The following is a 24,645-nucleotide window of genomic DNA, read 5'->3' on the forward strand; positions in this document are numbered from 1 at the left end:
GGAGTGGAAATCCCTCGCAAGTATGAGGACGACGGGTGGGTGCACCACATACCGTGGACAGCGAGGTGATGGAGATGTTTCGACGGATGAGATCGCTGGCCGGCGCGGCCGGGACGGCGGTGGTGGGTGAGCTCCGCGAACTCCCCGCGGCGCAGGACCCGGCGGTCCGACACTACTTTGCGAGCCGGATCAACTGGTTCTTCCTGTTCGCGGCGGCCGTGATGTACGCGGTCTCCTGGCCGACGCTGCCGATCACGCATTCGTTGCCCACCTACACGCTGCCGGTGGTGGCCGCGTTCGCGGCGTTCCCGCTGGCGTTCGCCTGGTCGGCTCCGCTGATGGCGTGGGCGGTGTCGGTCGTGTCGGCGCAGCTCATCGGTCTACTCGTCCCCACCGTGAACGGATGGCCGTGGGGCATCCAGGTCACTCATCTGATCGTGTTGCTGGTGCTCACCTTCTTCGCCTACCTGCGTGGCCCACTGCGCCTGTTGCCGGTGGTCTGGCTGTGTACCGCGCTCGTCGTCTACCTGTCGGCGCCTGCTGACGCCCGGGTCGGGTGGGTCTTCGGCCTGACCTTCCTCGCCGTCGTGGTCGCCCTGATCCGGTTCCTCGCCGCGACCCGGCGCCAACTGGCCGAGCGCGCCGAGGAGAAGGATCTCGCCGAATCCCAGAAGGCGATCCTGCAGGAGCGCACCAGGATCGCCCGAGACCTGCATGACGTTGTCGCACATCGGATGTCGGTGGTGGTCGTGATGGCGCAGACCGCTCGCTACCGGCTGTCGGACGTGAGTGACGAGGCGGCGGCCGAGTTCGATTCGATCGCGGTCGCCGCGCGGTCGTCACTCGACGAGGTGCGTCAGCTGCTCGGGGTGCTCCGGACAGAGGCCGGCGCCCCCGCCGCGCCGAATCCGGGACTGGCGGATCTGTCGACGTTGGTGATGCAGACCCGCCTGACCGGCGCCGAGGTGGCGTTGTCGGAGTCGGTGACACCGACTGCGGTCGGCGACGCACAGGCTCTGGTGATCTACCGGATCGTGCAGGAGAGTCTGGCCAACGCCACCCGGCACGCCCCGGGCGCACGCATCGACATCCGGATCGCCCCCGACGACGACGCAGGCGTCGACGTCGAGATCCGCAACTCCGCTCCCACGGCGGCGCCGGTTCGACTGCCCGGCACCGGGACCGGGATCCGCGGCATGGTGGAGCGGGCGATCGCAGTCGGCGGTGCGTTGTCGGCGACTCCCACCGCCGACGGAGGTTTTGTCGTACGCGCCCGAATCCCGTTGGCGGGAGCCCAGATCTCCGACGCGGTCGACGAGATCACATCGCGGCCGTGGGTGGCGGCGGCACCGCAGACCGGGGATCGGGCAACGACACCGTTACGCGGCGCATAGGCTCTCCGATTGTGGCGGTCACAGTTGTCGTTGTCGATGATCAGGCTATGGTGCGGCAAGGCTTCTCGGCGTTGCTTGCTGCGCAACCCGACATCTCGGTGCTCGGGGATGCCGCCGACGGGGTCGAGGCCGTGGAGCTCTGCGCTCGGGTGCGCCCCGATGTGGTGCTGATGGATGTGCGCATGCCACGCAAGGACGGGCTGCGAGCGGCCGAGGAAATCCTGCGTTCCGCACCGGGATCCGGTGGCGACCCGAGGTCTGGCGTCAATACCGCGACCCGGGTACTGATGCTGACGACGTTCGACATCGACGACTACGTCTACGAGGCGCTGCGTATCGGTGCATCCGGATTCTTGCTCAAGGATGCACCCGCAGACGAACTCGTCCGGGCGGTCCGCGTCGTCGCGGCGGGCGAGGCGTTGCTGGCGCCGTCCATCACCCGGAGGCTCATCGCCGAGGTGACCTCGCGTCGTGCACGTGCACCCCGCAACGGTGCCGTCGACGTCCTCACGCCCCGGGAGCGGGAGGTCCTCGACCTCGTCGCCGACGGCAAGTCCAACGGCGAGATCGCCGCGGATCTGTTCGTGTCCGAGCAGACCGTCAAGACCCACGTCAGCAGCGTGCTGAGCAAGCTGGCACTGCGCGATCGTGCCCAGGCCGTCGTCTTCGCCTACGAGAACGGGCTCAAATAGCCACCGGAACGTGGTCGCGTCGATGGTGGCGACATCCGGCGCAGTCGGGCCCCGACCATTAGATTGAACGACGAAGTGTCAGTGTCGGTCGGCAGGAAGGTCCCGGAGTAATGGCCAAGAGGTTCGGCATTCTCACCAGCGGCGGCGATTGCCCGGGTCTGAATGCGGTGATCCGAGGTGCGGTACTCAAGGGACAAACCGTTTACGGGCACGAATACGTCGGCTTCAAGGACGGCTGGTACGGGCTGGTCTACGGCGACATCATGGAACTCGATCGAAGCGCCGTCCGCGGATTGTCCAACCAGGGTGGAACGATCCTCGGCACAAGCCGATTCGGCCCGTATGCCGAACCCGACGGCGGGGCCGAGAACATCAAGAAGGTGCTCAAGAACCTCGGCATCGACGGTGTGATCGCGGTCGGCGGCGAGGGTACGGCGTCGGCGTCGAAGCGGCTGTTCGAAGACGGCATCGACATCGTGGGTGTCCCCAAGACCATCGACAACGACATCGACGCAACCGACTACACGTTCGGTTTCAACACGGCGGTGGAGATCGCCACCGAGGCCATCGATCGGCTGCGTACCACCGGCAACTCGCATCGGCGGTGCATGGTGCTCGAGGTGATGGGCCGTCATGCAGGCTGGATCGCCCTGCACTCCGGGATCGCAGGCGGTGCCCATGCGATCCTCATCCCCGAACAGCCGGAGAGCCTCGATCAGATCTGCGCATGGGTGACCAGCGTGAAGAAGCGTGGCCGTTCGCCGATGGTGGTGGTGGCCGAGGGCTTCACCCTTCCGGAGATGGAAGAGGCGTACTCCGACAAGGGACTCGACGGCTTCAACCGGCCGCGTCTCGGTGGCATCGGTGAGGTGCTGGCGCCGCTGATCGAGGATCGCACCGGTATCGAGACCCGGTCGACCGTGCTGGGACACATCCAGCGTGGCGGCGTGCCCAGCGCCTACGACCGGGTGCTCGCCACCCGGTTCGGCATGGCGGTCGCCGATCTCGTGGCCGACAAGGCGTGGGGGCAGATGGTGGCCCTACGCGGCACCGACATCGTGCGCACGACCTTCGACGAGGCGCTGGCCAATCCGAAACAGGTGCCGGTCGAGCAGTATCAGGAGATACGGGTCATCTTCGGCTGACGTCTCAGGGTTCGCGCGGGATGACCAGCCACAGGATCAGGTAGAGCAGCACCTGCGGGCCGGGCAGCAGGATCGACAACACGAACAGGACGCGCACGAGCGTCGGATCCCATCCGAACCTGGTGGCGATGCCGGCGCAGACGCCACCGATCCAGGCGTCGTTGCGCGAACGCTGCAACCGCGGGGTGGACGGTGCGGGCGGGTATGCGGCCGGAGTGGTCATCGGGTTTCCTTTCTCTCGCCTTCGACGCTACGGATCGCGCTCGACGCCGACATCGGGGTTCGCCCCTGATCCGACCCCGGTTTCCGCAGCGCAATAAGATGGCATCCATGACTGCCGCTGCCACCGAACTGTTCGATTACGACCAGGTCATCGCGGACTTCGATCCGGTGATGGGACTCGAGGTCCACGTGGAACTCGGCACCGAGACCAAGATGTTCTGCGGGTGCCCGACCACGTTCGGTGCCGATCCCAACACCCAGGTCTGCCCGGTCTGCATCGGTCTGCCCGGATCGTTGCCGGTGGCCAACGTGAAGGCGATCGAATCCGCGATCCGGATCGGACTCGCGCTGAACTGTTCGATCCGGCCGTCGAGCGTGTTCGCCCGGAAGAACTACTTCTATCCCGACCAGCCGAAGAACTACCAGATCTCGCAGTACGACGAGCCGATCGCCTTCGACGGCCATCTCGACGTCGTGCTGCCCGACGGCACACCCTGGCGCGTCGACATCGAACGTGCCCACATGGAGGAGGACACCGGTAAGTCGTTGCACATCGGTGGCAGCGGTCGTATCCACGGCGCCGACCATTCGTTGCTCGACTACAACCGGGCCGGGGTCCCGCTCGTCGAGATCGTCACCAAGCCCATCGTCGGCGCCGGTGAACGCGCACCCGAGGTGGCGCGCGCCTACGTGAGCGCGTTGCGTGACCTGCTCAAGGCACTCGACGTGTCCGATGTGCGCATGGACCAGGGGTCGTTGCGGTGTGACGCCAACGTCTCGTTGATGCGCAAGGACGCCACCGAGTTCGGGACGCGTACCGAGACGAAGAACGTGAACTCGCTCAAGAGCGTCGAGATCGCGGTCCGCTACGAGATGCGTCGGCAGGCCGCCGTCCTGTCGGCTGGGGGAGAGATCGTCCAGGAGACACGGCACTTCCACGAGGCGGACGGGACCACGTCTGCGGGTCGACGCAAGGAGACCGCAGAAGACTATCGGTACTTCCCGGAGCCCGATCTGCCTCCGGTGCAACCGGATCGGGCCTGGATCGACGAGCTGGCGACCACGCTTCCGGAGATGCCGTGGGTTCGTCTGGCGCGCATCAAGGAGGATTGGGGTGTCTCCGACGAGGTGATGCGTGATCTCGTCAACGTCGGCGCCGTCGACCTCATCATCGAGACCGTCGAGGCAGGCGCCTCGGCGGAGGCCGCCCGCGGTTGGTGGGTTGCCTTCCTCGCCCAGCAGGCCAACACCCGCGGCGTCGAACTCGTGGACCTCCCGATCGCCCCGACCCAGGTCGCCACGATCATCGGCATGGTCGACGACGGCAAACTGACCACGAAGCTCGCCCAGCAGGTCGCGTCCGGCGTGCTCGACGGTGAGGGTGAACCCGAGCAGGTCGTCGCCGACCGCGGCCTCGAGGTCGTTCGCGACGACTCGGCGTTGCAGAAGGCGGTCGACGAGGCGCTGGCCGCCAACCCCGACATCGCCGACAAGATCCGCGGCGGCAAGGTGGCGGCCGCGGGAAAGATCGTCGGTGACGTGATGAAGGCGACCCGTGGTCAGGCCGACCCGGCGCGGGTCAAGGAACTCGTACTGGCCGCCTGCTCCTGACCGTCGGGGCCGGCCGACGCGATCCCGTACCGGGTCGCGTCGGTTACCCGGGTCGCGTCGGTCAGGTGCGGTCCTCGCCTGCCGACGGCGGCAGCCACTTGACCACCCGGTCGTCGGTGCTCACCGGCTTGCCCGACGTGCGGTTGACCGTCGCGAACTGCAGGATCCCGTTGTCCAGCGCGACCATCCGGCCCAGTGCGCCGTACCGCTTCTCCAGCACCACGGTGGGCGGGGTGACTCCGGGCTTCTGGCGGGTCGGTTCGGTCAGTGCCTCGATGTGCTGGGTGCGGGTCGTCGATACGTAGAGGTTGCCCGACGCCGCCGCACATCCGGCGATCTGCGGGCGATCCGGCCAGGTCCACAACACCTTGGGGCCGGACTCGTCGAGAACCTGCAGCCGATCCTCGGTCGGGGCCTGGTCGGCGACGTAGAGCGAACCGGTGGCGGCACTGGTGCACAGCGACACATTCGAGCCGAATCCCGACGCCAACACGCGCGGGCGCGGATTGCCCGTCGAGCTCAATGACCTGACACTGAGGACCTTTCCGGCCAACGACGTCGGATCCGCCGCGGACGACGGATCACCCGCGTTGCCCGTCGCCACCACCAGCTCGCCCGGCGACCGGAAGAACATCGACCCCATGTTGCCGGTGGCGCCCTTGGGGATCCCGGTGAGGATGGGTTTGGGCACGTCACCCGGGGCGATGCGCACGATCCGATTGTCCGACCCGGTTGTGATGAGGGCGTAGATGAGTCGGTCCTGCGCATAGGTCGGCGACGGTGCGAATGCGATCAATCCGCCGTCGCCGGAGGCGTCGACGCCGACGGTGGCCAGAACCCGCTGTGGTCCATAGCGTTTGGTGGTGATGATCTTGCCGGTCGTCCGTTCGGCGACGATGGTGACATCGCCCTTGTCGTCGCCGGGCAGCACCGCAGCGGTCGACTCCAGACAGGTCGCGATCACTGCGGGGTCGGGATCGACACACGGTCCGGGCGGGGGCGGGACGAGAGGTTCGTTCGGCGACGGGGTCGGCTGCTCCTGCTTGCGCATCGACTCGTTGTTCGCGCTCCACGCGCCTGCGTCCTTGGCCCGGTCCTGATCGCTGAAGTCGGCGCAACCCGTCAGGGCCAGCAGCGCTGCGACGACGACGGCGACGAACAGGGACCCCTTGCGCATGGCACCCACAGTAGGCGATCGATCTCGACTCACCGCGCCCTGTTGGGTGGCGACGGGCCCGACAACGGTTACTGTCGGGCATGTGAGCGAACGTGACATGGCTGCGCCTGGCGGGTCCAGTCCGTACGACGAACCGACCGGCGAGATCGGCATCACCGACGAAGCCGCGTCGCGTCGGCGCGCAGTGCCGACGTCCGAGCGCGACGACTTCTATGCACGGCACGCGATGCCCGAGAATGCCGCGGTGTCACGCGTCGACGAGCTAGACGACATCGATCCCGACGATCTGCAGACGCGCCCGATCGCGAAGAGCCCGCCCGCCGATGCGCCCACCCGGGCGTTCTCCCGGACCGAACCGGCGGCCCGCGACGAACCGGAACCGGAACCCGTCCCGACGCAGCGCTTGGACGACACCTCGTTGCCGCCGGTGGCCGACCGGCCGTATCCCGAGGCCGCGACCACGGCGTTCGGTGCTGCGACCCTGGACACCGAGCCTCTCGCGGAACCGGATCATCGGATCGATGATCCCGTCGTCGACGACGAACCGCGCACCGCCGAGCAAGATCTGGTGGACGCGCAGAAACGTGCCCGGCGCGGCACTCTCGACCTCGGCTTGCTGCTGCTTCGCGTCGCCGTGGGCGTGATCGCCCTCGCGCACGGCACACAGAAACTGTTCGGGTGGTGGAACGGTCCGGGGTTGTCGGGATTCGAGGACTTCCTGATCAACTCGCCGAACCCGGGTCTCGGTTTCGACTCGGGAGCCGCGCGGGTGCTCGCGATCGTCGGCGCATTGTCGGAGACCCTGGGCGGGCTGATGCTGGTGGTGGGGCTGTTCACGCCGATCGCGGCCGCGGCCGTACTCGGTGTCATGCTCGTCGCCGGTGCCTTCAAGGCCACCCTCGCCGGCGGTATCTGGTTCTTCGCCGCGGACGGCAACGGAGCGGGTCTCGAATACGAGGGACTGCTCGTGGTCTGCGCCGCGGTCATCATCCTCACCGGGCCCGGCCGCATCTCGCTGGACGCACCGCGAGGCTGGGCCAGGCGGCCCGCGTGGGGGTCACTGGCGTTGTTCGTCGTGGCCATCGCCGCGGCGGTCGCGGTGTGGGTGGTCTTCAACGGCACCAACCCATTGCAGTCGCCAGGCAACCCCACCCAGGGCTAGACGCCCACACACCGACAGCAACCACAATTCCGCCGACAGCAACACGCGCCATATGCGCGCGTGTTGCTGTCGGCGGAATTGTGGTTGCTGTCAGCGGGAAAGTGGCTGCTGTCGGCGGGGCGACCTGGAGGTCAGTCGACCTGGCGGACGGCGCCCTTGTCGGCGGAGGTCGCCAACTTGGCGTAGGCCCGCAGCGCCGTGGTCACCGTGCGCTGACGATCCTTGGGTTGCCACGGACGTTCGGACGCCTCCATCTTGGCGCGCCGCTCGGCGAGCACCTCGTCGTCGACGAGCACCTCGAGGCGACGGGTCTGGACGTCGATGAGGATCGGGTCGCCGTCCTCGATCAGGCCGATGACGCCACCGGAGGCGGCCTCGGGGGAGATGTGTCCGACCGACAGACCCGACGATCCGCCCGAGAAGCGACCGTCGGTGATGAGCCCGCACTTGCGCCCCATCCCGGTGCCCTTCATGAAGGCCGTGGGGTGCAGCATCTCCTGCATACCCGGGCCACCCGCGGGTCCTTCGTAGCGGACCACGAGCACCTCGCCCGCCTGGATGGTCTTCGACAGGATGACCTCGACGGCCTCTTCCTGGCTCTCGACGACGCGCGCCGGACCCTCGAAGTGCCACAGCTCCTCGTCGATACCCGCGGTCTTGAGGATCGCGCCGTCCTCGGCGAGGTTGCCCCGCAGCACACACAGTCCACCCTCGACTGTGTAGGCGTGTGCCTTGTCGCGGATGCATCCGCCCTCGGCGTCGGTGTCGAGTGAACTCCACCGGTTGGCGGTCGAGAACGGGGTGGTGGTGCGCACACCTCCGGGGGCGGCGTGGAAGAGTTCCACGGCCGCGTCGATCGCCTTGCCGCCGCGGATGTCCCAGTCGTCGAGGAACTGCGCGACGGTCGGGGAGTGCACGGTCGAGGCGGTGTCGTCGAGCAGTCCGCCGCGCCGCAGTTCACCGAGGATGGCGGGGATGCCGCCGGCCCGATGAACGTCTTCCATGTGGTAGTCGGAGTTGGGTGCCACCTTCGACAGGCACGGCACGTTGCGGCTGATCTCGTCGATGACCGACAGATCGAAGTCGGCGACCTCACCCTCCTGCGCGGCGGCGAGGATGTGCAGCACCGTGTTGGTCGATCCGCCCATCGCGACGTCGAGGGCCATGGCGTTGCGGAACGCGGTGGGAGTGGCGACGTTGCGGGGGAGCACCGACTCGTCGTCGTCGCGGTAGTAGCGGGTGGCGGCATCCACGACGACCCGGCCGGCGCGCTCGAACAGCGCATGGCGGGCCTCATGGGTGGCCAGGGTCGACCCGTTACCCGGCAGGGCCAGTCCGAGAGCCTCGGTGAGGCAGTTCATGGAGTTGGCGGTGAACATGCCCGAGCACGACCCGCAGGTCGGGCACGCCGACCGTTCGACCTCCGACAGGCCGGCCTCGTCGACGGAGCTGTTGGCCGATGCCGAGATCGCGGTGATGAGATCGGTGGGGGCCTGCGCGACGCCGTCGACGACGACGGCCTTGCCCGCTTCCATCGGTCCGCCCGACACGAACACCGTCGGGATGTTCAGCCGCATCGCGGCGTTCAGCATTCCGGGAGTGATCTTGTCGCAGTTGGAGATACAGACCAGGGCATCGGCAGTGTGCGCGTTCACCATGTACTCGACCGAGTCCGCGATGATCTCGCGACTGGGCAGCGAGTAGAGCATTCCGCCGTGCCCCATGGCGATTCCGTCGTCGACGGCGATGGTGTGGAACTCCCGTGGGACGCCGCCTGCGGCGCGCACCGCGTCCGCGACGATCTCGCCGACGTCCTTGAGGTGTACATGGCCGGGCACGAACTGGGTGTAGGAGTTGGCGATCGCGACGATCGGCTTACCGAAATCGTCGTCGGTCATACCGGTGGCGCGCCACAGGGCGCGCGCTCCGGCGGCTTCACGTCCGACAGTGGTGGTGCGGGACCTCAACGCTGGCATCGCAATTCCTCGGTGTTCTCGTGATCCGCCCGGGCTCCGGCGGATGGGCTTCGACGGTGAGCTCGACACGACGCGACGCTGGGGTATTCGCTGGCGCTCTTATCACTGTGGTGATCGGCGGACCGACGCGAGGGCATCACCGACGTCCGACGTTACTCCCGCCGCGGACAGCGGCGACACAAGGGTGTCGGGCGTCAGGACCGATCGGCCTGCGCGGCCGCGTACGGGTCGGGGATTCGACCGTGGCTGGCCGCCGACAGTCGGGGGAGATCGGCGAAGGTGACGGCAGGCAGTCGGACACGCGCGCCGTTGACGAGGACCGCGTGCACCGAACCCCACCGCGGGAACTGCAGGCCGTCGAGTTCGTTCCACGGGATCTCGCGAGAAGAGAAGGTGTGCACCGCCGTCAGTCCGTCCTCGTCGACGACCGTCCGGATGCGCACGATCCACCAGCCCAGCAACACCGGGAGTACGAGCGTCCACCCCAACCAGGGCAGTGATGCCCCGGCGAGGATGACGGCGACGACGAACATCATCGGGACAGCGAAGTAGGCGATCTTCTGGATGCGGAACGTCTGCGGCAGGGCGATGGAACTCGCGGCCGCGGAGTTCTCGGCATGGTCGGCGGAACCGGGGGCAGGGCTAGACACATCCCTATTGTCTCATCCCGCGTATCGCGCTCATCCACCTGTGATTTCCCATCATGTGGGACGCGACGGGGGGTGGTTTGACTCTTGACATGTGCCGGTCCTACCGTGAGTGCGTGATGAAGCACGAGATTCTCGTAGTACTCGGCCGGCGCGTCGTCGCCTGACCGGGTCACTTCGCAGACCCTGCAGCATCGACGCGCCACCCTCGAACAGCTCAGCTGTCGGGGGTTTTTTCTTGTCAACAACCGGATGAATCAAAAAGGTGAGGTACGTGCAGTGAGCGCACCAACAGCACGAGCCGGCGGTCCGAACGTCAGCGGAAGCGGGTCGCACGCGGCCGACGCCGCGACGGCGCCGCGTAAGCAGTCACCAGCGGGCGGAAACCTGCGCGCGGTAGGCCAGCACACAGTGGCCCCCGAACGCGTCAGCGGCGCCCAGTCGGTTGTCCGGTCGCTCGAGGAACTCGGTGTCGACGTGGTCTTCGGCATTCCGGGCGGCGCGGTCCTCCCGGTCTACGATCCGCTGCTGGACTCGCAGAAGGTCCGTCACGTTCTTGTCCGCCACGAGCAGGGCGCGGGCCATGCCGCGACCGGGTACGCCCAGGTCTCCGGTCGTGCCGGGGTCATGATGGCGACGTCCGGTCCGGGCGCCACCAACCTGGTGACCCCGCTGGCCGACGCCCAGATGGACTCGGTCCCGGTGGTCGCGATCACCGGTCAGGTCGGGCGGGCGTTGATCGGCACAGACGCCTTCCAGGAGGCCGACATCTCCGGCATCACCATGCCGGTGACCAAACACAACTTCCTGGTGAGCAACGCGATCGACATCCCTCGCGTGATCGCCGAGGCGTTCCACATCGCCGAGAGCGGTCGCCCGGGTGCGGTCCTGGTGGACATCCCCAAGGACATCCTGCAGGCGCAGACCACCTTCTCGTGGCCGCCGCAGATCGACCTGCCCGGCTACCGTCCGGTGACCAAGCCGCACGGCAAACAGGTCCGCGAGGCCGCCCGGCTCATCGAGGCCGCGCAGTCGCCGGTGCTCTACGTCGGTGGCGGTGTCATCAAGGCGAACGCGTCGGAGGAACTGCTCGAACTCGCCGAGCTGACCGGCATCCCCGTGGTCACCACGCTGATGGCGCGGGGCGCCTTCCCGGACAGCCATCAGCAGCACCTGGGCATGCCCGGCATGCACGGAACGGTGGCGGCGGTCGCGGCCCTGCAGCGCAGCGACCTGCTCATCACCCTCGGTGCGCGCTTCGACGATCGCGTCACCGGACAGCTGTCGTCGTTCGCCCAGAACGCCAAGGTGATCCACGCCGACATCGACCCGGCCGAGATCGGCAAGAACCGGCACGCCGACGTGCCGATCGTCGGTGACTGCAAGGCGGTCATCGTCGATCTGATCGAGACGATCCGCAACGAGCGCGCGACCACCGCGGCCACACCGGATCTGACCGAGTGGTGGGGTTACCTCGACGGCATCCGTCGTACCTACCCGCTGAGCTATGACCGTCCCGCCGACGGTTCGATGTCGCCGGAGTTCGTGATCTCCGCGGTGGGCAAGGCCGCCGGACCGGACGCGATCTACTGTGCGGGTGTCGGCCAGCATCAGATGTGGGCCGCCCAGTTCATCTCCTACGAGAAGCCGCGGACATGGCTCAACTCGGGTGGTCTCGGCACGATGGGGTACGCCGTCCCGGCGGCGATGGGCGCCAAGGCCGCTGCCCCCGACGCCGAGGTGTGGGCGATCGACGGCGACGGCTGTTTCCAGATGACCAATCAGGAACTCGCGACCTGTGCGATCGAAGGCATCCCGATCAAGGTCGCGCTGATCAACAACGGCAACCTTGGCATGGTGCGGCAGTGGCAGACGCTCTTCTACGAGGAGCGCTACTCCAACACCGACCTGTCCACCCACTCGCGGATGATCCCGGACTTCGTCAAGCTCGCAGAAGCATTGGGCTGTGCGGCTTTCCGGGTCGAGCGTGAGGAAGACGTCGACGAGGTCATCGCCAAGGCGCGTGCCATCGACGACCGCCCGGTGGTCATCGACTTCATCGTCGGTGCCGACGCGCAGGTGTGGCCCATGGTCGCGGCCGGCACCGGCAACGACGAGATCATGGCCGCCCGCGACATCCGCCCGTTGTTCGACGACGACGAGGCCGCGTCCGATCCGGTCGACATCCACGAGACGATGAACAAGCCCGACCGTGCGGCGGGGAAGGACGAGCAGTGAGTACCACCCATACCCTCAGCGTGCTGGTCGAGGACCGTCCCGGTGTGCTCGCCCGTGTGTCGAGTCTGTTCTCGCGGCGCGGCTTCAACATCACGTCCCTCGCGGTGGGACCCACCGAACTGAAAGGGATCTCGCGCATGACCATCATGGTCAGCGTGGAGGACTTCCCGCTCGAGCAGGTCACCAAGCAGCTCAACAAGCTGATCAACGTGATCAAGATCGTCGAGCAGGATCCGGCGAGCTCGGTGTCGCGTGAACTGATGATGATCAAGGTGCGCGCCGACGCGTCCGTGCGCAACGAGGTCGTCGATGTGGTGAACCTGTTCCGCGCCAAGGTCATCGACGTCTCGCCGGAGTCGTTGACCGTCGAGGCGACCGGCACGGGGGAGAAACTCGAAGCGCTGCTGCGGATGCTCGATCCGTACGGCATCCGTGAGATCGCCCAGTCGGGCGCGGTCACGTTGGGCCGCGGGCCCAAGAGCATGTCGGCAAACCGCTGACGCAGACACAACTGTGGTACACGCCCTCGGGGACACAGAAAAACCTTGAGGGACAACAGAAATCGAAGGGAATTGAACTGTGGCGATCGAACTGTTCTACGACGACGACGCCGATCTGTCGATCATTCAGGGCCGCAAGGTCGCGGTGATCGGCTACGGCAGCCAGGGCCATGCGCACTCGCTGTCGCTGCGTGACTCGGGTGTCGACGTGGTGATCGGTCTGCGCGAGGGAAGCAAGTCGCGCGACAAGGCCGCCGAGCAGGGGCTCAAGGTGCTCTCGGCTGCGGAGGCCGCCGAGTGGGCCGACGTCATCATGATCCTCGCTCCCGACACCTCGCAGGCGAAGATCTTCACCGACGAGATCGAGCCGCACCTCAAGGACGGCGACGCGATCTTCTTCGGTCACGGCCTCAACATCCACTTCGATCTGATCAAGCCGGCCGCCAACATCACCGTCGGCATGGTCGCGCCCAAGGGCCCGGGCCACCTGGTTCGGCGTCAGTTCGTCGACGGCAAGGGCGTGCCCTGCCTCATCGCCGTCGACCAGGATCCGAAGGGCGAGGGCCAGGCGCTCGCGCTCAGCTACGCCAGCGCCATCGGCGGTGGGCGTGCGGGCATCATCAAGACCACCTTCAAGGAAGAGACCGAGACCGATCTGTTCGGTGAGCAGGCCGTGCTGTGCGGTGGCACCGAGGAACTGGTGAAGACCGGTTTCGAGGTCATGGTCGAGGCCGGTTACGCCCCGGAGATGGCCTACTTCGAGGTGCTGCACGAGCTCAAGCTGATCGTCGATCTCATGTACGAGGGTGGCATCGCCCGGATGAACTACTCGGTGTCGGACACCGCGGAGTTCGGCGGTTACCTGTCCGGTCCGCGCGTCATCGACGCCGACACCAAGGAGCGCATGCGCGGCATCCTCAAGGACATCCAGGACGGCACCTTCGTCAAGCGCCTCGTCGCCAACGTCGAGGGCGGCAACAAGGAGCTGGAAGGGCTGCGCAAGGCCAACGCCGAGCATCCGATCGAGGTGACCGGCAAGAAGCTGCGTGACCTGATGAGCTGGGTGGATCGCCCGATCACCGAGACCGCCTGAGTCCCAGGACCCCGACGGGGATCGATTCTTCCCCCACGATCACGTTCGTCCGCCGGAAACATCCGGCGGACGAACGCATTTCCGGGGGACGAACAGTCCTGACGGCATAGATACCACCACGACGACGAGGCCCCGGCACTGGAAAGTGCCGGGGCCTCGTCGTCGTGGTGTTCGCGTCAGACGGGCTTGAATCCGCCGTACTGCGGCAGCGAGCCGACCCGCTTGAGGATCGGTCCGATGTTGGTGCCGGTTTCCGGGCCGAGGCAGGCCAGGAAGTAGTAGGCGTTCACCATCGCGACGAGGCGGTCGCCGACGACGACGGGGCTACCCGAATCGCCTTCGATCACACACATCTGGCTGAAGTGGACATCACCGTCGGAGAACCAGCTGATGCCGCAGGTCCGCCCGGTGGTGCGGCCTTCCTTGCAGGCGACGGCCGGGAACGCGAGCGGTCGGGTGTCGATCGACCGGATGGTCAGTCCGCGCACGCTGCGCAGCGGGACCACCTTGGCCGCGTTGAACTCGATGACCGCGATGTCCAGGTCACTCGTCGAATACGTGATCGTGCCGGCCTGACCGCGGTTCTGGAAGGACTCGGAATACACCTTCTGGCCGGGCTTGCCGCAGTGACCCGCGGTGATACCGATGAGCTTGCCGGTCTTCGACTTGCCGATCGTCGTGAGCGTGCACGCCGCAGCGGAATTCCCGCCCTTGAGGACCAGAATCCCGGAGCCGCCACCGAGATAGATCTTCGCCGGCGCGGCCTCGACCGAGCCCGCCCCCCAGCCGGCCAGCACCACTGCAGCCAACACAGCCACCAGTGCTGTCAGCTTCCTCATCATCCAGTCTCCACTCGTCGGCGCGCCAATGATCATCGGCCCGCAGGTCGTCCATCCACCGCGGGCCATGCACACGGTACCGGGCCGCAGCCATCTCGTGCCCTGCGTGGAATCGTCCCGGGGTCGGTTTGCAACCTATCCGTAATGCCGGTCACAATCTACCCACATTCGCACCTTGCTCTTGCATGGGTGGCCGACCGGCTGTAAATGGCCAGGCCCCCGGCGACTAAGCTGATCGCGGAAGTTCTTCGCGGTCACACGGCACGATCGTGGAGATCTCCGTTCGGACAATCCTCACGACACACGAGCATGGAGAATACTGTGACCTCAGCTGGCCGTCCGGTCGTTCTGATCGCCGACAAACTGGCTCCGTCGACCGTCGAAGCCCTGGGTGACGACGTCGAGGTGCGCTGGGTGGACGGCCCTGACCGGCCCAAGCTCCTCGAAGCCGTGGCCGACGCGGACGCGATCCTGGTTCGTTCGGCCACCACGGTCGACGCCGAGGTGCTCGCGGCAGCACCCAAGCTCAAGATCATCGCGCGCGCGGGCGTGGGACTCGACAACGTCGACGTCCCCGCCGCGACCCAGCGCGGTGTGATGGTGGTCAACGCGCCGACGTCCAACATCCACACCGCCGCCGAACACGCCATCGCGCTGCTGATGTCGGCCTCCCGTCAGATCCCGGCCGCGGATGCGACCCTGCGTGAGCACACCTGGAAGCGCTCGTCGTTCAACGGTGTCGAGATCTTCGACAAGACCGTCGGCGTCGTCGGGCTCGGCCGCATCGGTCAGCTCGTCGCGGCCCGGCTGGCCGCCTTCGAGACGTCGATCATCGCCTACGACCCCTACGTGTCGCCTGCGCGCGCCGCGCAACTCGGTATCGAACTGGTGACCCTCGACGAACTGCTCGAGCGCGCCGACTTCATCACCGTGCACCTGCCCAAGACGCCGGAGACCCTCGGTCTCATCGGTTCCGAGCAACTGGCGCGCACCAAGAAGGGCGTCGTCATCGTCAACGCCGCGCGCGGCGGACTGATCGACGAGCAGGCACTCGCCGACGCCATCACCGACGGCCACGTCCGCGGCGCCGGACTCGACGTGTATGCCACCGAACCCTGCACCGACTCGCCCCTGTTCGAGCTGCCGCAGGTCGTGGTCACACCCCACCTCGGTGCCTCTACGAGCGAAGCGCAGGACCGGGCCGGGACCGACGTGGCGAAGAGCGTGCGCCTGGCGCTGGCCGGACACTTCGTGCCGGATGCGGTGAACATCACCGGCGGTGCGGTCGACGAAGAGGTCGCACCCTGGCTAGAGGTGGCCCGCAAGCTCGGCGTCCTGGTCGGGGCGATCAGCAGCGAACCGCCGACGTCACTCGTCGTCGATGTGCGTGGCGAACTGGCCGCCAACAACGTCGAGGTGCTCGGTCTGTCGGCGCTGCGTGGTCTGTTCTCGGCCGTGCTCGACGAGCCGGTCACCTTCGTCAACGCCCCTGCGGTCGCCACCGACCGCGGAGTGACCAGTGAGGTCATCACCGCGCCGGAGAGCCCCAACCACCGCAGCGTGGTGGACGTGCGCGCCGTCTTCGCCGACGGTTCGGTACACAACGTCGCGGGCACGCTGACCGAACCGCGTCTGGTCGAGAAGATCGTGAACATCAACGGTCGCAACTTCGATCTGCGCGCCGAGGGACACAACCTCATCGTGAGCTACACCGACCAGCCCGGCTCGTTGGGCAAGATCGGCACGGTGCTGGGCAACGCCGAGGTCGACATCCTGGCGGCCGGTCTGTCCCAGGACGCCGAGGGTTCGGGTGCCACCGTAGTGCTCCGGGTGAGCCGTCCGCTCGATGACGACCTGCTCGCCTCGATCGGTGACTCGGTCGGCGCGACCCTGATCGAGCAGGTGGATCTGGCATGAAACTGGCTGTCATCGCAGGCGACGGCATCGGACCGGAGGTCATCTCCGAGGCGCTCGGCGTCTTGGAGAAGGTCGTTCCCGACGTCTCGACCACCGAATACGATCTCGGAGCCCGTCGCTATCACCGCAACGGGGAGTTGCTGACCGACGCAGACCTCGACTCGCTGCGTACCCACGACGCGATCCTGCTCGGCGCGATCGGCGATCCGTCGGTACCGTCGGGTGTGCTCGAGCGCGGGCTCCTGCTGAACATGCGTTTCGCGCTCGATCACCACGTCAATCTTCGTCCCGCACGACGTCTTCCGGGTGTCGCGACGCCGCTCGCCGGCGATCCGGAGATCGATTTCGTGGTGGTACGTGAGGGGACCGAGGGCCCGTACACCGGCAACGGCGGTGCGATTCGTGTCGGTACCCCCAACGAGGTCGCCACCGAGGTGAGTGTCAACACACGCTTCGGGATCGAACGCGTCGTCCGCAACGCCTTCGAGCGGGCGCAGTCGCGACGCAAGAAGCTGACGTTGGTGCACAAGACCAACGTGCTGACCTATGCCGGTTCGATGTGGAGCCGCACGGTGGCCGAGGTGGGCGAGGAGTTCCCCGACGTCACCACCGACTACTGCCACGTCGACGCGGCGACCATCTATCTGGTCACCGATCCGGGACGGTTCGATGTCATCGTCACCGACAACCTGTTCGGTGACATCATCACCGACATCGCCGCCGCGGTGACCGGTGGAATCGGTCTGGCCGCATCGGGAAACATCGATGCCACCCGCACCAACCCGTCGATGTTCGAGCCGGTTCACGGTAGCGCCCCGGACATCGCCGGACAGGGCAAGGCCGACCCGACGGCCGCGATCCTGTCGGCATCGTTGTTACTCGCTCATCTCGGTGAGGCCGACGCCGCCGAGCGAGTCGAGAAGGCCGTCATCGACGATGTGGCCGACCGCGGCTCGCAGCCCCTGAGCACCTCGGAGATCGGTCGCCGGATCCGGGACCGGGTCTGAGTCGTGTTCTCTTGCGGGAGAAGTAATCTCGTTAGGAGTCTGGCCTAACGGCTCGACGCCGACGATCAGCGGCCGGGAGTTCTTCCCGGCCGCTGATCTGTGTCCGGGGAGCGTTCCGGTCGCCGCTGATCGAGTGTCCCCACCGCTGATCGAGTAGTCCCACCGCCGATCGAGTAGTCCCACCGCTGATCGAGTAGCCGCACCGCTGATCGAGTAGTCGACGAGCGCAGCGAGGAGACGTATCGAGATCACACTCAATTGTTCTAGTTGACATAGAACTATATGATGTTGGTGTGTTGATCCGCATAGACCCGACCGCACGGACGCCGCTCTTCGAACAGGTGGCGTCTTCGGTCCGGGGTGCCATCGCCCGCGGGGAGATCGAGGTCGGCGAGCGACTGCCGACCGCGCGCGAACTGTCGCGGTCGCTCGACATCAACCTGCACACCGTGCTGCGCGCCTATCAGATGCTGCGTGACGAGGGTGTCGTGGAGTTACGACGCGGTCGCGGCGCAGTGGTCGTCGATGCCGCACCCGATCGTGCCGAACTCGTCGAGGCGGTCGATCGGCTCGTGGCCGTGGCGCGACGGCTCGGATTGACTCGTGATGCGGTGAGCGCCGCGATTTCGGAGGGATGGACGAAATGAAAGACTCTGCTACGCATGGCCTCATCGACACCGCGACGCGCGTGCGGGTGCTCATGCTCGCGATCGTGCCGTCGGTGCTCGCCGGTTGTCTCGGGACGGCGGTGATCGCTTCGTGGAGATCATCGTTGCCGAATCCGGTGGCCACGCACTGGTCCACCGACGGTGCCGACGGCTTCTCGAGTCCGTCGTTCGTGGTGGCGACTCCGATCGTCGTCGGTGTGGTGGGCGCATTGTTGTGTGCGGCATTGTGTTTGCGCGCCGTCCAGCCGACATTGGTGCGCACCGCGGTCGGCGTGGTGGCGGGCGTGGTGTTCGGCGTCGTGGCATTGGTGGTGGGCACCACCGCCGTTCAGCGCGATGTCGTGGATGCGAGCACCGTCGCGACGCCCGGCTGGGAAATCGTGATTGCCTTGTTCGTCGGCCTGGTGTGCGGATGTGTCGCTGCCGCATTGGTTCCCGAGTGGTCGCTGCCGGTGCCTGCCGCCGACGGTCGACGTGGCCCCGGGCAGACCGGTGACGACGCGCCGCGGATCGCGCTCGCCGACGATGCGCAGTTCATGTGGACGCGTACGGTCACGTCATCTCCGGTGGTCTCCGTGATCGCGGCCGGAACCCTGGTGATCGTCGCCGTGTTGGCGCTGGTGCTGCGAACGTGGCTCGGCGCCGCTGTCCTCGTCCTGGTCTTGGCCGTGTGCCTGCTGTTCTGGAGCATCCGGGTGACGGTGGACCGTTCCGGTGTGAGCGTACGGGGACCACTCGGCTGGCCGCGTCGACGGATTCCGGCCACCGAGATCGACCGTGCCGATGTCGTCGACGTTCGGGCACTGGCCGGTTTCGGCGGTTTCGGCTACCGGATCTCGATACGCGGGGAACTCAAGGGCGCCAAGGGATTCGTACTGCGATCCGGTCCGGCGCTCGAATTGTGGCGTACCGACGGCCGACGCGAGGTCATCGTGGTGGACGATGCGTCGACCGCGGCCGCCTTGGTCAATCACGTTCTGCGTCGCGCGGCACCAGGGGCACCGCCACCAGAGGCGTGAGAGCGGTCAGCGCGAACGCGAGCGGGAAGCCTGCCGCGCCGACCACCGCGCCCAGTATCGGGGTGGTGGCGGCGGTGGCCAGATACTGGGCGGTGTTCTGCACGGCCAGTCCGCGTCCGCTCCATGCGGGTCCCGCGTACTCGGCGATCGCAGTGAACGCCAAGCCGTTGTCGGCCACGGAGGCAATCGTGGCCAGTGCCATCACGACCGGCGCAACGGGGCTGTGCAGCCAGTCGGTGAGGGCCAGTGCCGCCATCCCGATCGCCGCGGTGACCGCGATCAGTCGGATGGGCCGCATACGTGAATCCCACACATCCGACCACCGTCCCGCCCCGATGCGGCCCAGTGCCCCGGCCACCTGGGTCACCGTCACCAGCGCACCCGCGGCGCCCGGCGACCATCCATGCGCCACGATCAGCCACGTGGGGACAAACGTCCACAGCATCGATTGCGGGATCACCAGCAGGACACTGACACCGTGCACGCGGGCGAGGAAACCGCCCGCCCGATAGGGGTTCTCGGCCCGCAGCTCGGTCACGCCGGAGGCGACGTCGGCGGCCGGCGGGTCGACGATGCCGATGACACAGGCCACCAGCCCGGCCGCGGAGACGACGGCGGGGATCGCGAATGCCGCGGTGACACCGTGGTTCTCGGCGACGAACGGCATCGTCAGTGCGCAGACGCCGATTCCCAGGGGCTGTGCCATCTGACGCACCCCCATCGCGGTGCCGCGTTGTGTCGCAGGGAACCAGCCCACGACGATCCGTCCGCTCGCACCGTTGGCGGCGCCTGCACCCAGCCCACCGACGAACAGAAAGGTGCCCAGAACCCACGTCGGGGCATCGAATCCGGCGGCAAGCGCGGTGGCGGTGGTACCGGCCACTGTGATCGACAGGGAGATCATCAGCACACGTCGCTCGCCGAATCGGTCCAACAGCACACCCCACGGGATGATCAGGAGCATCAACCCCACCGTGGGGACGGTCGCGAGGACCGAAGCCTGCCCGAGCGACATTCCGTGATCGGTGTGCAACGCCGGGATCAGATAGGCGATCCCACTCACCGCACAGGTGGTGGTCATCGCGGCGAGCAGCGCGCAGGCGAGCATCGACCACCGACGTCGTGCCGACATCGTTGTCGTTTCGGGCTGCGTCACCTCGACTCCCAATTCGGCGTCCACCGTTTGCTCCTATCTCATATACTGGACAAATCCGTCCACATTTTAGAACAGGCTGAGTCAGTGGCCAATTGGCGTCCCGAGTCGTGGGATGGGTCGGTGCGATAACCTCGTGCCATGCGTTTAGGACGAGTTGCCAGCCCGGACGGGGTCGCGTTTGTCGCCATCGAGGACGTCGACGGCGGGACGCGGGCGCGGGAGATTGCCGAGCATCCATTCGGCACACCGACATTCACGGGGCGCTCGTGGGCGCTCGACGACGTGCGTCTGCTCGCCCCGATCCTGGCCTCGAAGGTGATCTGTATCGGGAAGAACTACGCGGCGCACGCCGCCGAGATGGGTGGTGAGGCGCCTGCCGCGCCGGTCATCTTCATCAAGCCGAACACGTCGATCATCGGCCCCGAGGTGCCCATCGTGCGGCCGCCCAGTTCGGAACGGGTGGATTACGAGGGCGAGCTCGCGGTCGTCATCGGTCAACCGTGCAAGGACGTGGCAGCCGCCAAGGCTTCCGACGTCATCCTCGGCTACACCGTCGCGAACGACGTCACGGCGCGCGATCAGCAGCAGATCGACGGGCAGTGGACCCGGGCAAAGGGCTATGACTCCTTCTGTCCACTCGGGCCGTGGATCGAGACCGAGTTCGATGCGTCCGACGCGGAGCTGACCACCGAACTCGACGGCGAGGTCAAGCAGCGGTCGCGCACCTCCTTGATGCTGCACGACATCGGCGCCATCGTGGAGTGGATCTCCCGGGTCATGACGTTGCTCCCCGGCGACGTGATCCTCACCGGCACGCCGGAGGGGGTCGGCCCGATGGTTGCCGGTCAGCGTGTGTCGGTGACCGTGTCCGGACTCGGCACCCTCACCAACCCGGTGGTGGACAAGCCGTGAGGCGGGCGCCGAAGATCGCCCGGGTCAACGGGATCGAGATCTCCTACGAGGAGTTCGGCGACGGTCCGCTGGTGGTGCTGGTGATGGGCACCGGTAGTCCCGGCCGCGTCTGGCAGGCCCACCAGCAGCCGGCATTGACCAAGGCGGGCTATCGGGTCGTGACCTTCGACAACCGCGGGATCGCCCCGTCGTCCGAATGTCCGGGCGGTTTCACCCACGCCGACATGGTCGCCGACACCGCGGCCCTGATCGAACACGTCGGTGGCGGACCGGCACTGGTCGCGGGGACCTCACTGGGTGCCCGCGTCACCCAGGAACTGGCGCTGGCCCGTCCGGATGTGGTGAAGGCGGCCGCGATGATCGCCACCTACGGCCGCAACACCCCACTGCAGGAAGCGATCTCGGCGGGCGAACGAGCGCTCTACGACAACGGGATCACGCTGCCGCCCGCGTACGAGGCGGCGATCACCGCGCACCTGAACCTGTCGCCGCACACGCTCGACGACGACCGCTCGGCCAAGGATTGGCTCGACGTGATCGGCTTCTCGTCGCAGAAGGTAACCGCAGGCGTGCGGGCCCAACTCGGTCTGCACGATCGGGAGAGCGATCGTCTCGCCGCCTACCGGGCGATCACACGTCCGGCGATGGTGATCGGTTTCGCCGACGATCGCACCCTGCCGCCCAAGCTGGCGCGTGAGGTCGCCGACGCCATCCCGGGCGCGCGCTACGAGCAGATCAACAGGGCCGGACACTTCGGATACCTCGAACGCCCGGACGAGGTGAACCGTCTGCTGCTGGACTTCTTCGCCGCGCACGTCTGATCCGCGGGGGCGAGGACCCCTCCACCGGAGAGATCGGTGGCCGCGCGATGTCGTCGATTCGATACCCTGACGTGCATGAGTGCCAGCGATGTCCGCGTCCGTTTCTGTCCGTCTCCGACCGGTACCCCGCACGTCGGGCTGGCGCGGACCGCGCTGTTCAACTTCGCGCAGGCGCGTCACGACAAGGGGACGTTCGTCTTTCGTATCGAGGACACCGATGCGGCACGCGATTCCGAGGAGTCCTATGCGGCGATCCTCGACGCCCTGCGGTGGCTGGGCCTCGATTGGGACGAGGGGCCGGAGGTCGGCGGGCCCTACGGACCCTATCGCCAGTCGCAGCGTCGAGACCTCCATCTCGACGTGGTGCGCAGACTGCTCGAGGCCGGTGAGGCCTACGAGGCCTTCTCGACGCCCGAAGAGGTCGAGGCGCGCCACCGCGAGGCGGGGCGGGATCCGAAGCTCGGATACGACAACTTCGATCGTGACCTGACCGACGAGCAGCGTGCCGCTTTCGTCGCCGAGGGCCGCAAAGCCGTTGTGCGGCTGCGGATGCCCGATCACGACATCACCTGGGACGACCTCGTCCGCGGAACCACCACCATCAAGGCGGGCACCGTGCCCGACTTCGCGCTCACCCGGGCAAGCGGCGATCCGCTCTACACGTTGGTCAATCCCGTCGACGACGCCATGATGAAGATCACCCACGTGTTGCGCGGCGAGGACCTGTTCTCGTCGACGCCGCGTCAGATCGCGCTCTACGACGCGCTGATCCGCCTCGGCGTCGCCGAGCAGGTGCCGGAGTTCGGACACCTGCCGTTCGTGATGGGGGAGGGCAACAAGAAACTCTCCAAACGGGATCCACAGTCGAATCTGTTCCACCATCGCGATCGTGGATTCCTGCCGGAGGGGTTGCTGAACTATCTCGCCCTGCTCGGATGGGGCTACTCCGGTGACTCGGATGTCTTCACACTCGACGAGATGGTCGCGGCGTTCGATGTGCGGCAGGTCAATTCGAATCCGGCCCGCTTCGACCAGAAGAAGGCCGACGCGATCAACGCCGAGCACATCCGTCGTCTCGAGGTCGGCGACTTCGCCGGCCGCCTCAAGCGCTACCTGCTCGATCACGCCCTGCTGACCGAGCCCGTGGACGACGGACCGTTCACGGCGCTCGCCGAGTTGGTGCAGACCCGCATCCAGGTTCTCGGCGACGCGTGGCCGCTGATGTCGTTCCTCTACGTCTCCGACGCCGACTTCGTGATCGACGAGAAGTCGGCGGCCAAGAATCTCGGAGCCGATTCGGCGCCCGTTCTCGACGCCGCCATCGCGTCGCTCACGGCACTGGACGAGTGGTCGGGCCCCGCGATCGAGGAGGCGCTCAAGACGGCTCTGGTGGACACGCTGGGCCTCAAACCGCGCAAGGCCTTCGGTCCGGTCCGGGTTGCGGTCACCGGATCGCAGGTGAGTCCGCCGCTGTACGAGTCGATGGAACTACTCGGGCGCGACAAGAGTCTCGCGCGTCTGGCCGCGGCACGTGAATCGGTCCCGGAATAGGGGCTTGACCAGGCGATTTGTAGTTCGAGGGTAGGTCCCTGGTACTCTTCTCCTCGGTCCTTTTCGGAGCGGTCACCAGGAGCCTGGCGAGCGGTTCGGCCGGTCAGAAAAGGGAAGACCTTGGGGTATGGTGTAATTGGCAACACAGCGGTTTCTGGTACCGCCATTCTAGGTTCGAGTCCTGGTACCCCAGCGGACAGCCGGTGACGGGTCTCCAACCGAGACGCCCACCCGGTCGTTCCAACTGAATAGCGTGTCCATGGCCCCGTCGTCTAGCGGCCTAGGACGCCGCCCTCTCAAGGCGGTAGCGCGGGTTCGAATCCCGTCGGGGCTACAAACGAAGAGCGCCCTCTCCGATCTCGGAGAGGGCGCTCTTCGCATGAGGGGTTGATCACTGCTGGGGTGCGGTGCTCCCGGACACCGGCATCTCGGGCAGGCCGAGCTTGCGGTGATCCCACGAGCGAATCCGGTCGGCGACGACACGGACGGCGACGCGCTTGTGCATCATCTGGTCCACGAACGGACGCTGTTCGTCCGTGTAGGGCCCGGTGTAGCGCTCCCACACGCTGATGCCGATCTTCAGACACGACTCCGGATCGTCGAGGATCTCGGCGGTCCCCTCGAAGGCGACCCCGCGCAACGTGTCGTAGGTGTCGCCGTCCTCGATCAGGACCGAGCACCGGTTGTTACGACCGAGGTTGACCGCCTTCTGCGACTTGGCCTTGGTCTCGAACCAGATCTCACCGTCGATGACCCCGTACCACATGGCGACGAGATGAATGCTCCCGTCCGGACCGGTGGTGGCGAGGGTCGCGGTGCGACTGCGCGCCACGAACTCGGTGATCTCGGTCTCGGACATGACGATCTGTTGGCGTTGATTGACTCCCATGGACCGAAG

At 66.8% G+C, this 24,645-nt stretch carries 22 protein-coding genes and 2 tRNA genes; 17 read left to right on the forward strand and 7 right to left on the reverse strand.

Going from position 1 to position 24,645, the window contains the following annotated elements:
* Positions 1–74 precede the first annotated feature (74 nt).
* The 3 genes from AAFP35_RS19755 to AAFP35_RS19765 all read left to right on the forward strand — a co-directional run bounded on the left by AAFP35_RS19755 (position 75) and on the right by AAFP35_RS19765 (position 3,231).
* A complete protein-coding gene (locus AAFP35_RS19755) occupies positions 75–1,394 on the forward strand; it encodes a sensor histidine kinase (protein ID WP_419223411.1) in 1,320 nt (439 codons plus the stop codon).
* A gap of 11 nt (positions 1,395–1,405) precedes the next feature.
* On the forward strand, positions 1,406–2,086 hold the full coding sequence (locus AAFP35_RS19760) for a response regulator (protein ID WP_419223342.1): 681 nt from the start codon (positions 1,406–1,408) through the stop codon (positions 2,084–2,086).
* Between the two features lie 110 nt (positions 2,087–2,196).
* A complete protein-coding gene (locus AAFP35_RS19765) occupies positions 2,197–3,231 on the forward strand; it encodes a 6-phosphofructokinase (RefSeq protein WP_419223343.1) in 1,035 nt (344 codons plus the stop codon).
* Between the two features lie 4 nt (positions 3,232–3,235).
* Here the strand turns inward: AAFP35_RS19765 and AAFP35_RS19770 are convergent, their stop codons facing one another.
* A complete protein-coding gene (locus AAFP35_RS19770) occupies positions 3,236–3,454 on the reverse strand; it encodes a PspC domain-containing protein (RefSeq protein ID WP_419223344.1) in 219 nt (72 codons plus the stop codon).
* 107 nt (positions 3,455–3,561) lie between these two features.
* Between AAFP35_RS19770 and gatB the strand changes: the two genes are divergently transcribed.
* Complete coding sequence (gene gatB / locus AAFP35_RS19775; RefSeq protein ID WP_419223345.1) at positions 3,562–5,064, forward strand: Asp-tRNA(Asn)/Glu-tRNA(Gln) amidotransferase subunit GatB; 1,503 nt, start codon at positions 3,562–3,564, stop codon at positions 5,062–5,064.
* 61 nt (positions 5,065–5,125) lie between these two features.
* On the opposite strand, the gene AAFP35_RS19780 is transcribed toward gatB, so the two are convergent.
* The gene (locus tag AAFP35_RS19780; RefSeq protein ID WP_419223346.1) at positions 5,126–6,241 is read right to left on the reverse strand and encodes a PQQ-dependent sugar dehydrogenase; all 1,116 of its coding nucleotides are present in this window, start codon (positions 6,239–6,241) and stop codon (positions 5,126–5,128) included.
* Between the two features lie 82 nt (positions 6,242–6,323).
* Between AAFP35_RS19780 and AAFP35_RS19785 the strand changes: the two genes are divergently transcribed.
* Positions 6,324–7,403 carry a DoxX family protein gene (locus AAFP35_RS19785; RefSeq protein ID WP_419223347.1) on the forward strand — a complete coding sequence of 360 codons (1,080 nt, stop codon included), beginning with the start codon at positions 6,324–6,326 and terminating at the stop codon, positions 7,401–7,403.
* A gap of 131 nt (positions 7,404–7,534) precedes the next feature.
* Here AAFP35_RS19785 and ilvD read toward each other — a convergent pair whose 3' ends face one another.
* Complete coding sequence (gene ilvD, locus AAFP35_RS19790) at positions 7,535–9,379, reverse strand: dihydroxy-acid dehydratase (protein WP_419223348.1); 1,845 nt, start codon at positions 9,377–9,379, stop codon at positions 7,535–7,537.
* Between the two features lie 194 nt (positions 9,380–9,573).
* A complete protein-coding gene (locus AAFP35_RS19795) occupies positions 9,574–10,029 on the reverse strand; it encodes a PH domain-containing protein (RefSeq protein ID WP_419223349.1) in 456 nt (151 codons plus the stop codon).
* A 276-nt stretch (positions 10,030–10,305) separates the two neighbouring features.
* On the opposite strand from AAFP35_RS19795, the gene AAFP35_RS19800 reads away from it, so the two are divergent.
* The 3 genes from AAFP35_RS19800 to ilvC all read left to right on the forward strand — a co-directional run bounded on the left by AAFP35_RS19800 (position 10,306) and on the right by ilvC (position 13,857).
* On the forward strand, positions 10,306–12,264 hold the full coding sequence (locus tag AAFP35_RS19800; protein WP_419223350.1) for an acetolactate synthase large subunit: 1,959 nt from the start codon (positions 10,306–10,308) through the stop codon (positions 12,262–12,264).
* Entirely contained in the window at positions 12,261–12,764 is a 504-nt protein-coding gene (gene ilvN / locus AAFP35_RS19805) for an acetolactate synthase small subunit (RefSeq protein ID WP_419223351.1), read from the forward strand. Before AAFP35_RS19800 ends, ilvN begins: the two co-directional genes overlap by 4 nt.
* Positions 12,765–12,843: 79 nt before the next feature.
* Entirely contained in the window at positions 12,844–13,857 is a 1,014-nt protein-coding gene (ilvC, locus tag AAFP35_RS19810) for a ketol-acid reductoisomerase (RefSeq protein WP_419223352.1), read from the forward strand.
* 176 nt (positions 13,858–14,033) lie between these two features.
* On the opposite strand, the gene AAFP35_RS19815 is transcribed toward ilvC, so the two are convergent.
* A complete protein-coding gene (locus AAFP35_RS19815; protein ID WP_419223353.1) occupies positions 14,034–14,699 on the reverse strand; it encodes a serine protease in 666 nt (221 codons plus the stop codon).
* A gap of 318 nt (positions 14,700–15,017) precedes the next feature.
* Here AAFP35_RS19815 and serA point away from each other — a divergent pair, with 318 nt between their 5' ends.
* From serA to AAFP35_RS19835, 4 genes are all read left to right on the forward strand, one after another.
* Entirely contained in the window at positions 15,018–16,613 is a 1,596-nt protein-coding gene (serA, locus tag AAFP35_RS19820; protein WP_419223354.1) for a phosphoglycerate dehydrogenase, read from the forward strand.
* Positions 16,610–17,620 carry a 3-isopropylmalate dehydrogenase gene (locus AAFP35_RS19825; RefSeq protein WP_419223355.1) on the forward strand — a complete coding sequence of 337 codons (1,011 nt, stop codon included), beginning with the start codon at positions 16,610–16,612 and terminating at the stop codon, positions 17,618–17,620. Before serA ends, AAFP35_RS19825 begins: the two co-directional genes overlap by 4 nt.
* Positions 17,621–17,913: 293 nt before the next feature.
* On the forward strand, positions 17,914–18,267 hold the full coding sequence (locus AAFP35_RS19830) for a GntR family transcriptional regulator (RefSeq protein ID WP_419223356.1): 354 nt from the start codon (positions 17,914–17,916) through the stop codon (positions 18,265–18,267).
* Positions 18,264–19,307: a DUF1648 domain-containing protein gene (locus tag AAFP35_RS19835; RefSeq protein WP_419223357.1), complete on the forward strand. Its 1,044-nt coding sequence runs from the start codon at positions 18,264–18,266 to the stop codon at positions 19,305–19,307. Before AAFP35_RS19830 ends, AAFP35_RS19835 begins: the two co-directional genes overlap by 4 nt.
* Here the strand turns inward: AAFP35_RS19835 and AAFP35_RS19840 are convergent.
* Positions 19,255–20,439 (reverse strand): MFS transporter, encoded by a 1,185-nt coding sequence (locus AAFP35_RS19840; protein WP_419223412.1) that lies wholly within the window; start codon positions 20,437–20,439, stop codon positions 19,255–19,257. The genes AAFP35_RS19835 and AAFP35_RS19840 overlap by 53 nt on opposite strands.
* 162 nt (positions 20,440–20,601) lie before the next feature.
* Between AAFP35_RS19840 and AAFP35_RS19845 the strand changes: the two genes are divergently transcribed.
* The 5 genes from AAFP35_RS19845 to AAFP35_RS19865 all read left to right on the forward strand — a co-directional run bounded on the left by AAFP35_RS19845 (position 20,602) and on the right by AAFP35_RS19865 (position 24,081).
* Entirely contained in the window at positions 20,602–21,375 is a 774-nt protein-coding gene (locus AAFP35_RS19845) for a fumarylacetoacetate hydrolase family protein (RefSeq protein WP_419223358.1), read from the forward strand.
* Complete coding sequence (locus AAFP35_RS19850; RefSeq protein WP_419223359.1) at positions 21,372–22,196, forward strand: alpha/beta fold hydrolase; 825 nt, start codon at positions 21,372–21,374, stop codon at positions 22,194–22,196. The genes AAFP35_RS19845 and AAFP35_RS19850 overlap by 4 nt, the downstream gene beginning before the upstream one ends.
* A gap of 75 nt (positions 22,197–22,271) precedes the next feature.
* Positions 22,272–23,747 carry a glutamate--tRNA ligase gene (gltX, locus tag AAFP35_RS19855; RefSeq protein ID WP_419223360.1) on the forward strand — a complete coding sequence of 492 codons (1,476 nt, stop codon included), beginning with the start codon at positions 22,272–22,274 and terminating at the stop codon, positions 23,745–23,747.
* Positions 23,748–23,868: 121 nt separating this feature from the next.
* Positions 23,869–23,940, forward strand: a tRNA-Gln gene (locus AAFP35_RS19860).
* 68 nt (positions 23,941–24,008) lie between these two features.
* Positions 24,009–24,081 (forward strand) — tRNA-Glu (locus tag AAFP35_RS19865).
* A gap of 57 nt (positions 24,082–24,138) precedes the next feature.
* Here the strand turns inward: AAFP35_RS19865 and AAFP35_RS19870 are convergent.
* The gene (locus tag AAFP35_RS19870; protein WP_419223361.1) at positions 24,139–24,636 is read right to left on the reverse strand and encodes a pyridoxamine 5'-phosphate oxidase family protein; all 498 of its coding nucleotides are present in this window, start codon (positions 24,634–24,636) and stop codon (positions 24,139–24,141) included.
* Positions 24,637–24,645 lie beyond the last annotated feature (9 nt).

The organism is Gordonia sp. CPCC 206044 (assembly GCF_048537895.1).
Classification (GTDB): domain Bacteria; phylum Actinomycetota; class Actinomycetes; order Mycobacteriales; family Mycobacteriaceae; genus Gordonia.

Coding starts and splice junctions, on each gene's coding strand:
- AAFP35_RS19755 (WP_419223411.1), top strand. CDS start 75: ATGTTTCGACGGATGAGATCGCTGGCCGGCGCGGCCGGGACGGCGGTG.
- AAFP35_RS19765 (WP_419223343.1), top strand. CDS start 2,197: ATGGCCAAGAGGTTCGGCATTCTCACCAGCGGCGGCGATTGCCCGGGT.
- AAFP35_RS19770 (WP_419223344.1), bottom strand. CDS start 3,454: ATGACCACTCCGGCCGCATACCCGCCCGCACCGTCCACCCCGCGGTTG.
- gatB (WP_419223345.1), top strand. CDS start 3,562: ATGACTGCCGCTGCCACCGAACTGTTCGATTACGACCAGGTCATCGCG.
- AAFP35_RS19780 (WP_419223346.1), bottom strand. CDS start 6,241: ATGCGCAAGGGGTCCCTGTTCGTCGCCGTCGTCGTCGCAGCGCTGCTG.
- ilvD (WP_419223348.1), bottom strand. CDS start 9,379: ATGCCAGCGTTGAGGTCCCGCACCACCACTGTCGGACGTGAAGCCGCC.
- AAFP35_RS19815 (WP_419223353.1), bottom strand. CDS start 14,699: ATGATGAGGAAGCTGACAGCACTGGTGGCTGTGTTGGCTGCAGTGGTG.
- AAFP35_RS19825 (WP_419223355.1), top strand. CDS start 16,610: ATGAAACTGGCTGTCATCGCAGGCGACGGCATCGGACCGGAGGTCATC.
- AAFP35_RS19835 (WP_419223357.1), top strand. CDS start 18,264: ATGAAAGACTCTGCTACGCATGGCCTCATCGACACCGCGACGCGCGTG.
- AAFP35_RS19840 (WP_419223412.1), bottom strand. CDS start 20,439: ATGTCGGCACGACGTCGGTGGTCGATGCTCGCCTGCGCGCTGCTCGCC.
- AAFP35_RS19845 (WP_419223358.1), top strand. CDS start 20,602: ATGCGTTTAGGACGAGTTGCCAGCCCGGACGGGGTCGCGTTTGTCGCC.
- gltX (WP_419223360.1), top strand. CDS start 22,272: ATGAGTGCCAGCGATGTCCGCGTCCGTTTCTGTCCGTCTCCGACCGGT.
- AAFP35_RS19870 (WP_419223361.1), bottom strand. CDS start 24,636: ATGGGAGTCAATCAACGCCAACAGATCGTCATGTCCGAGACCGAGATC.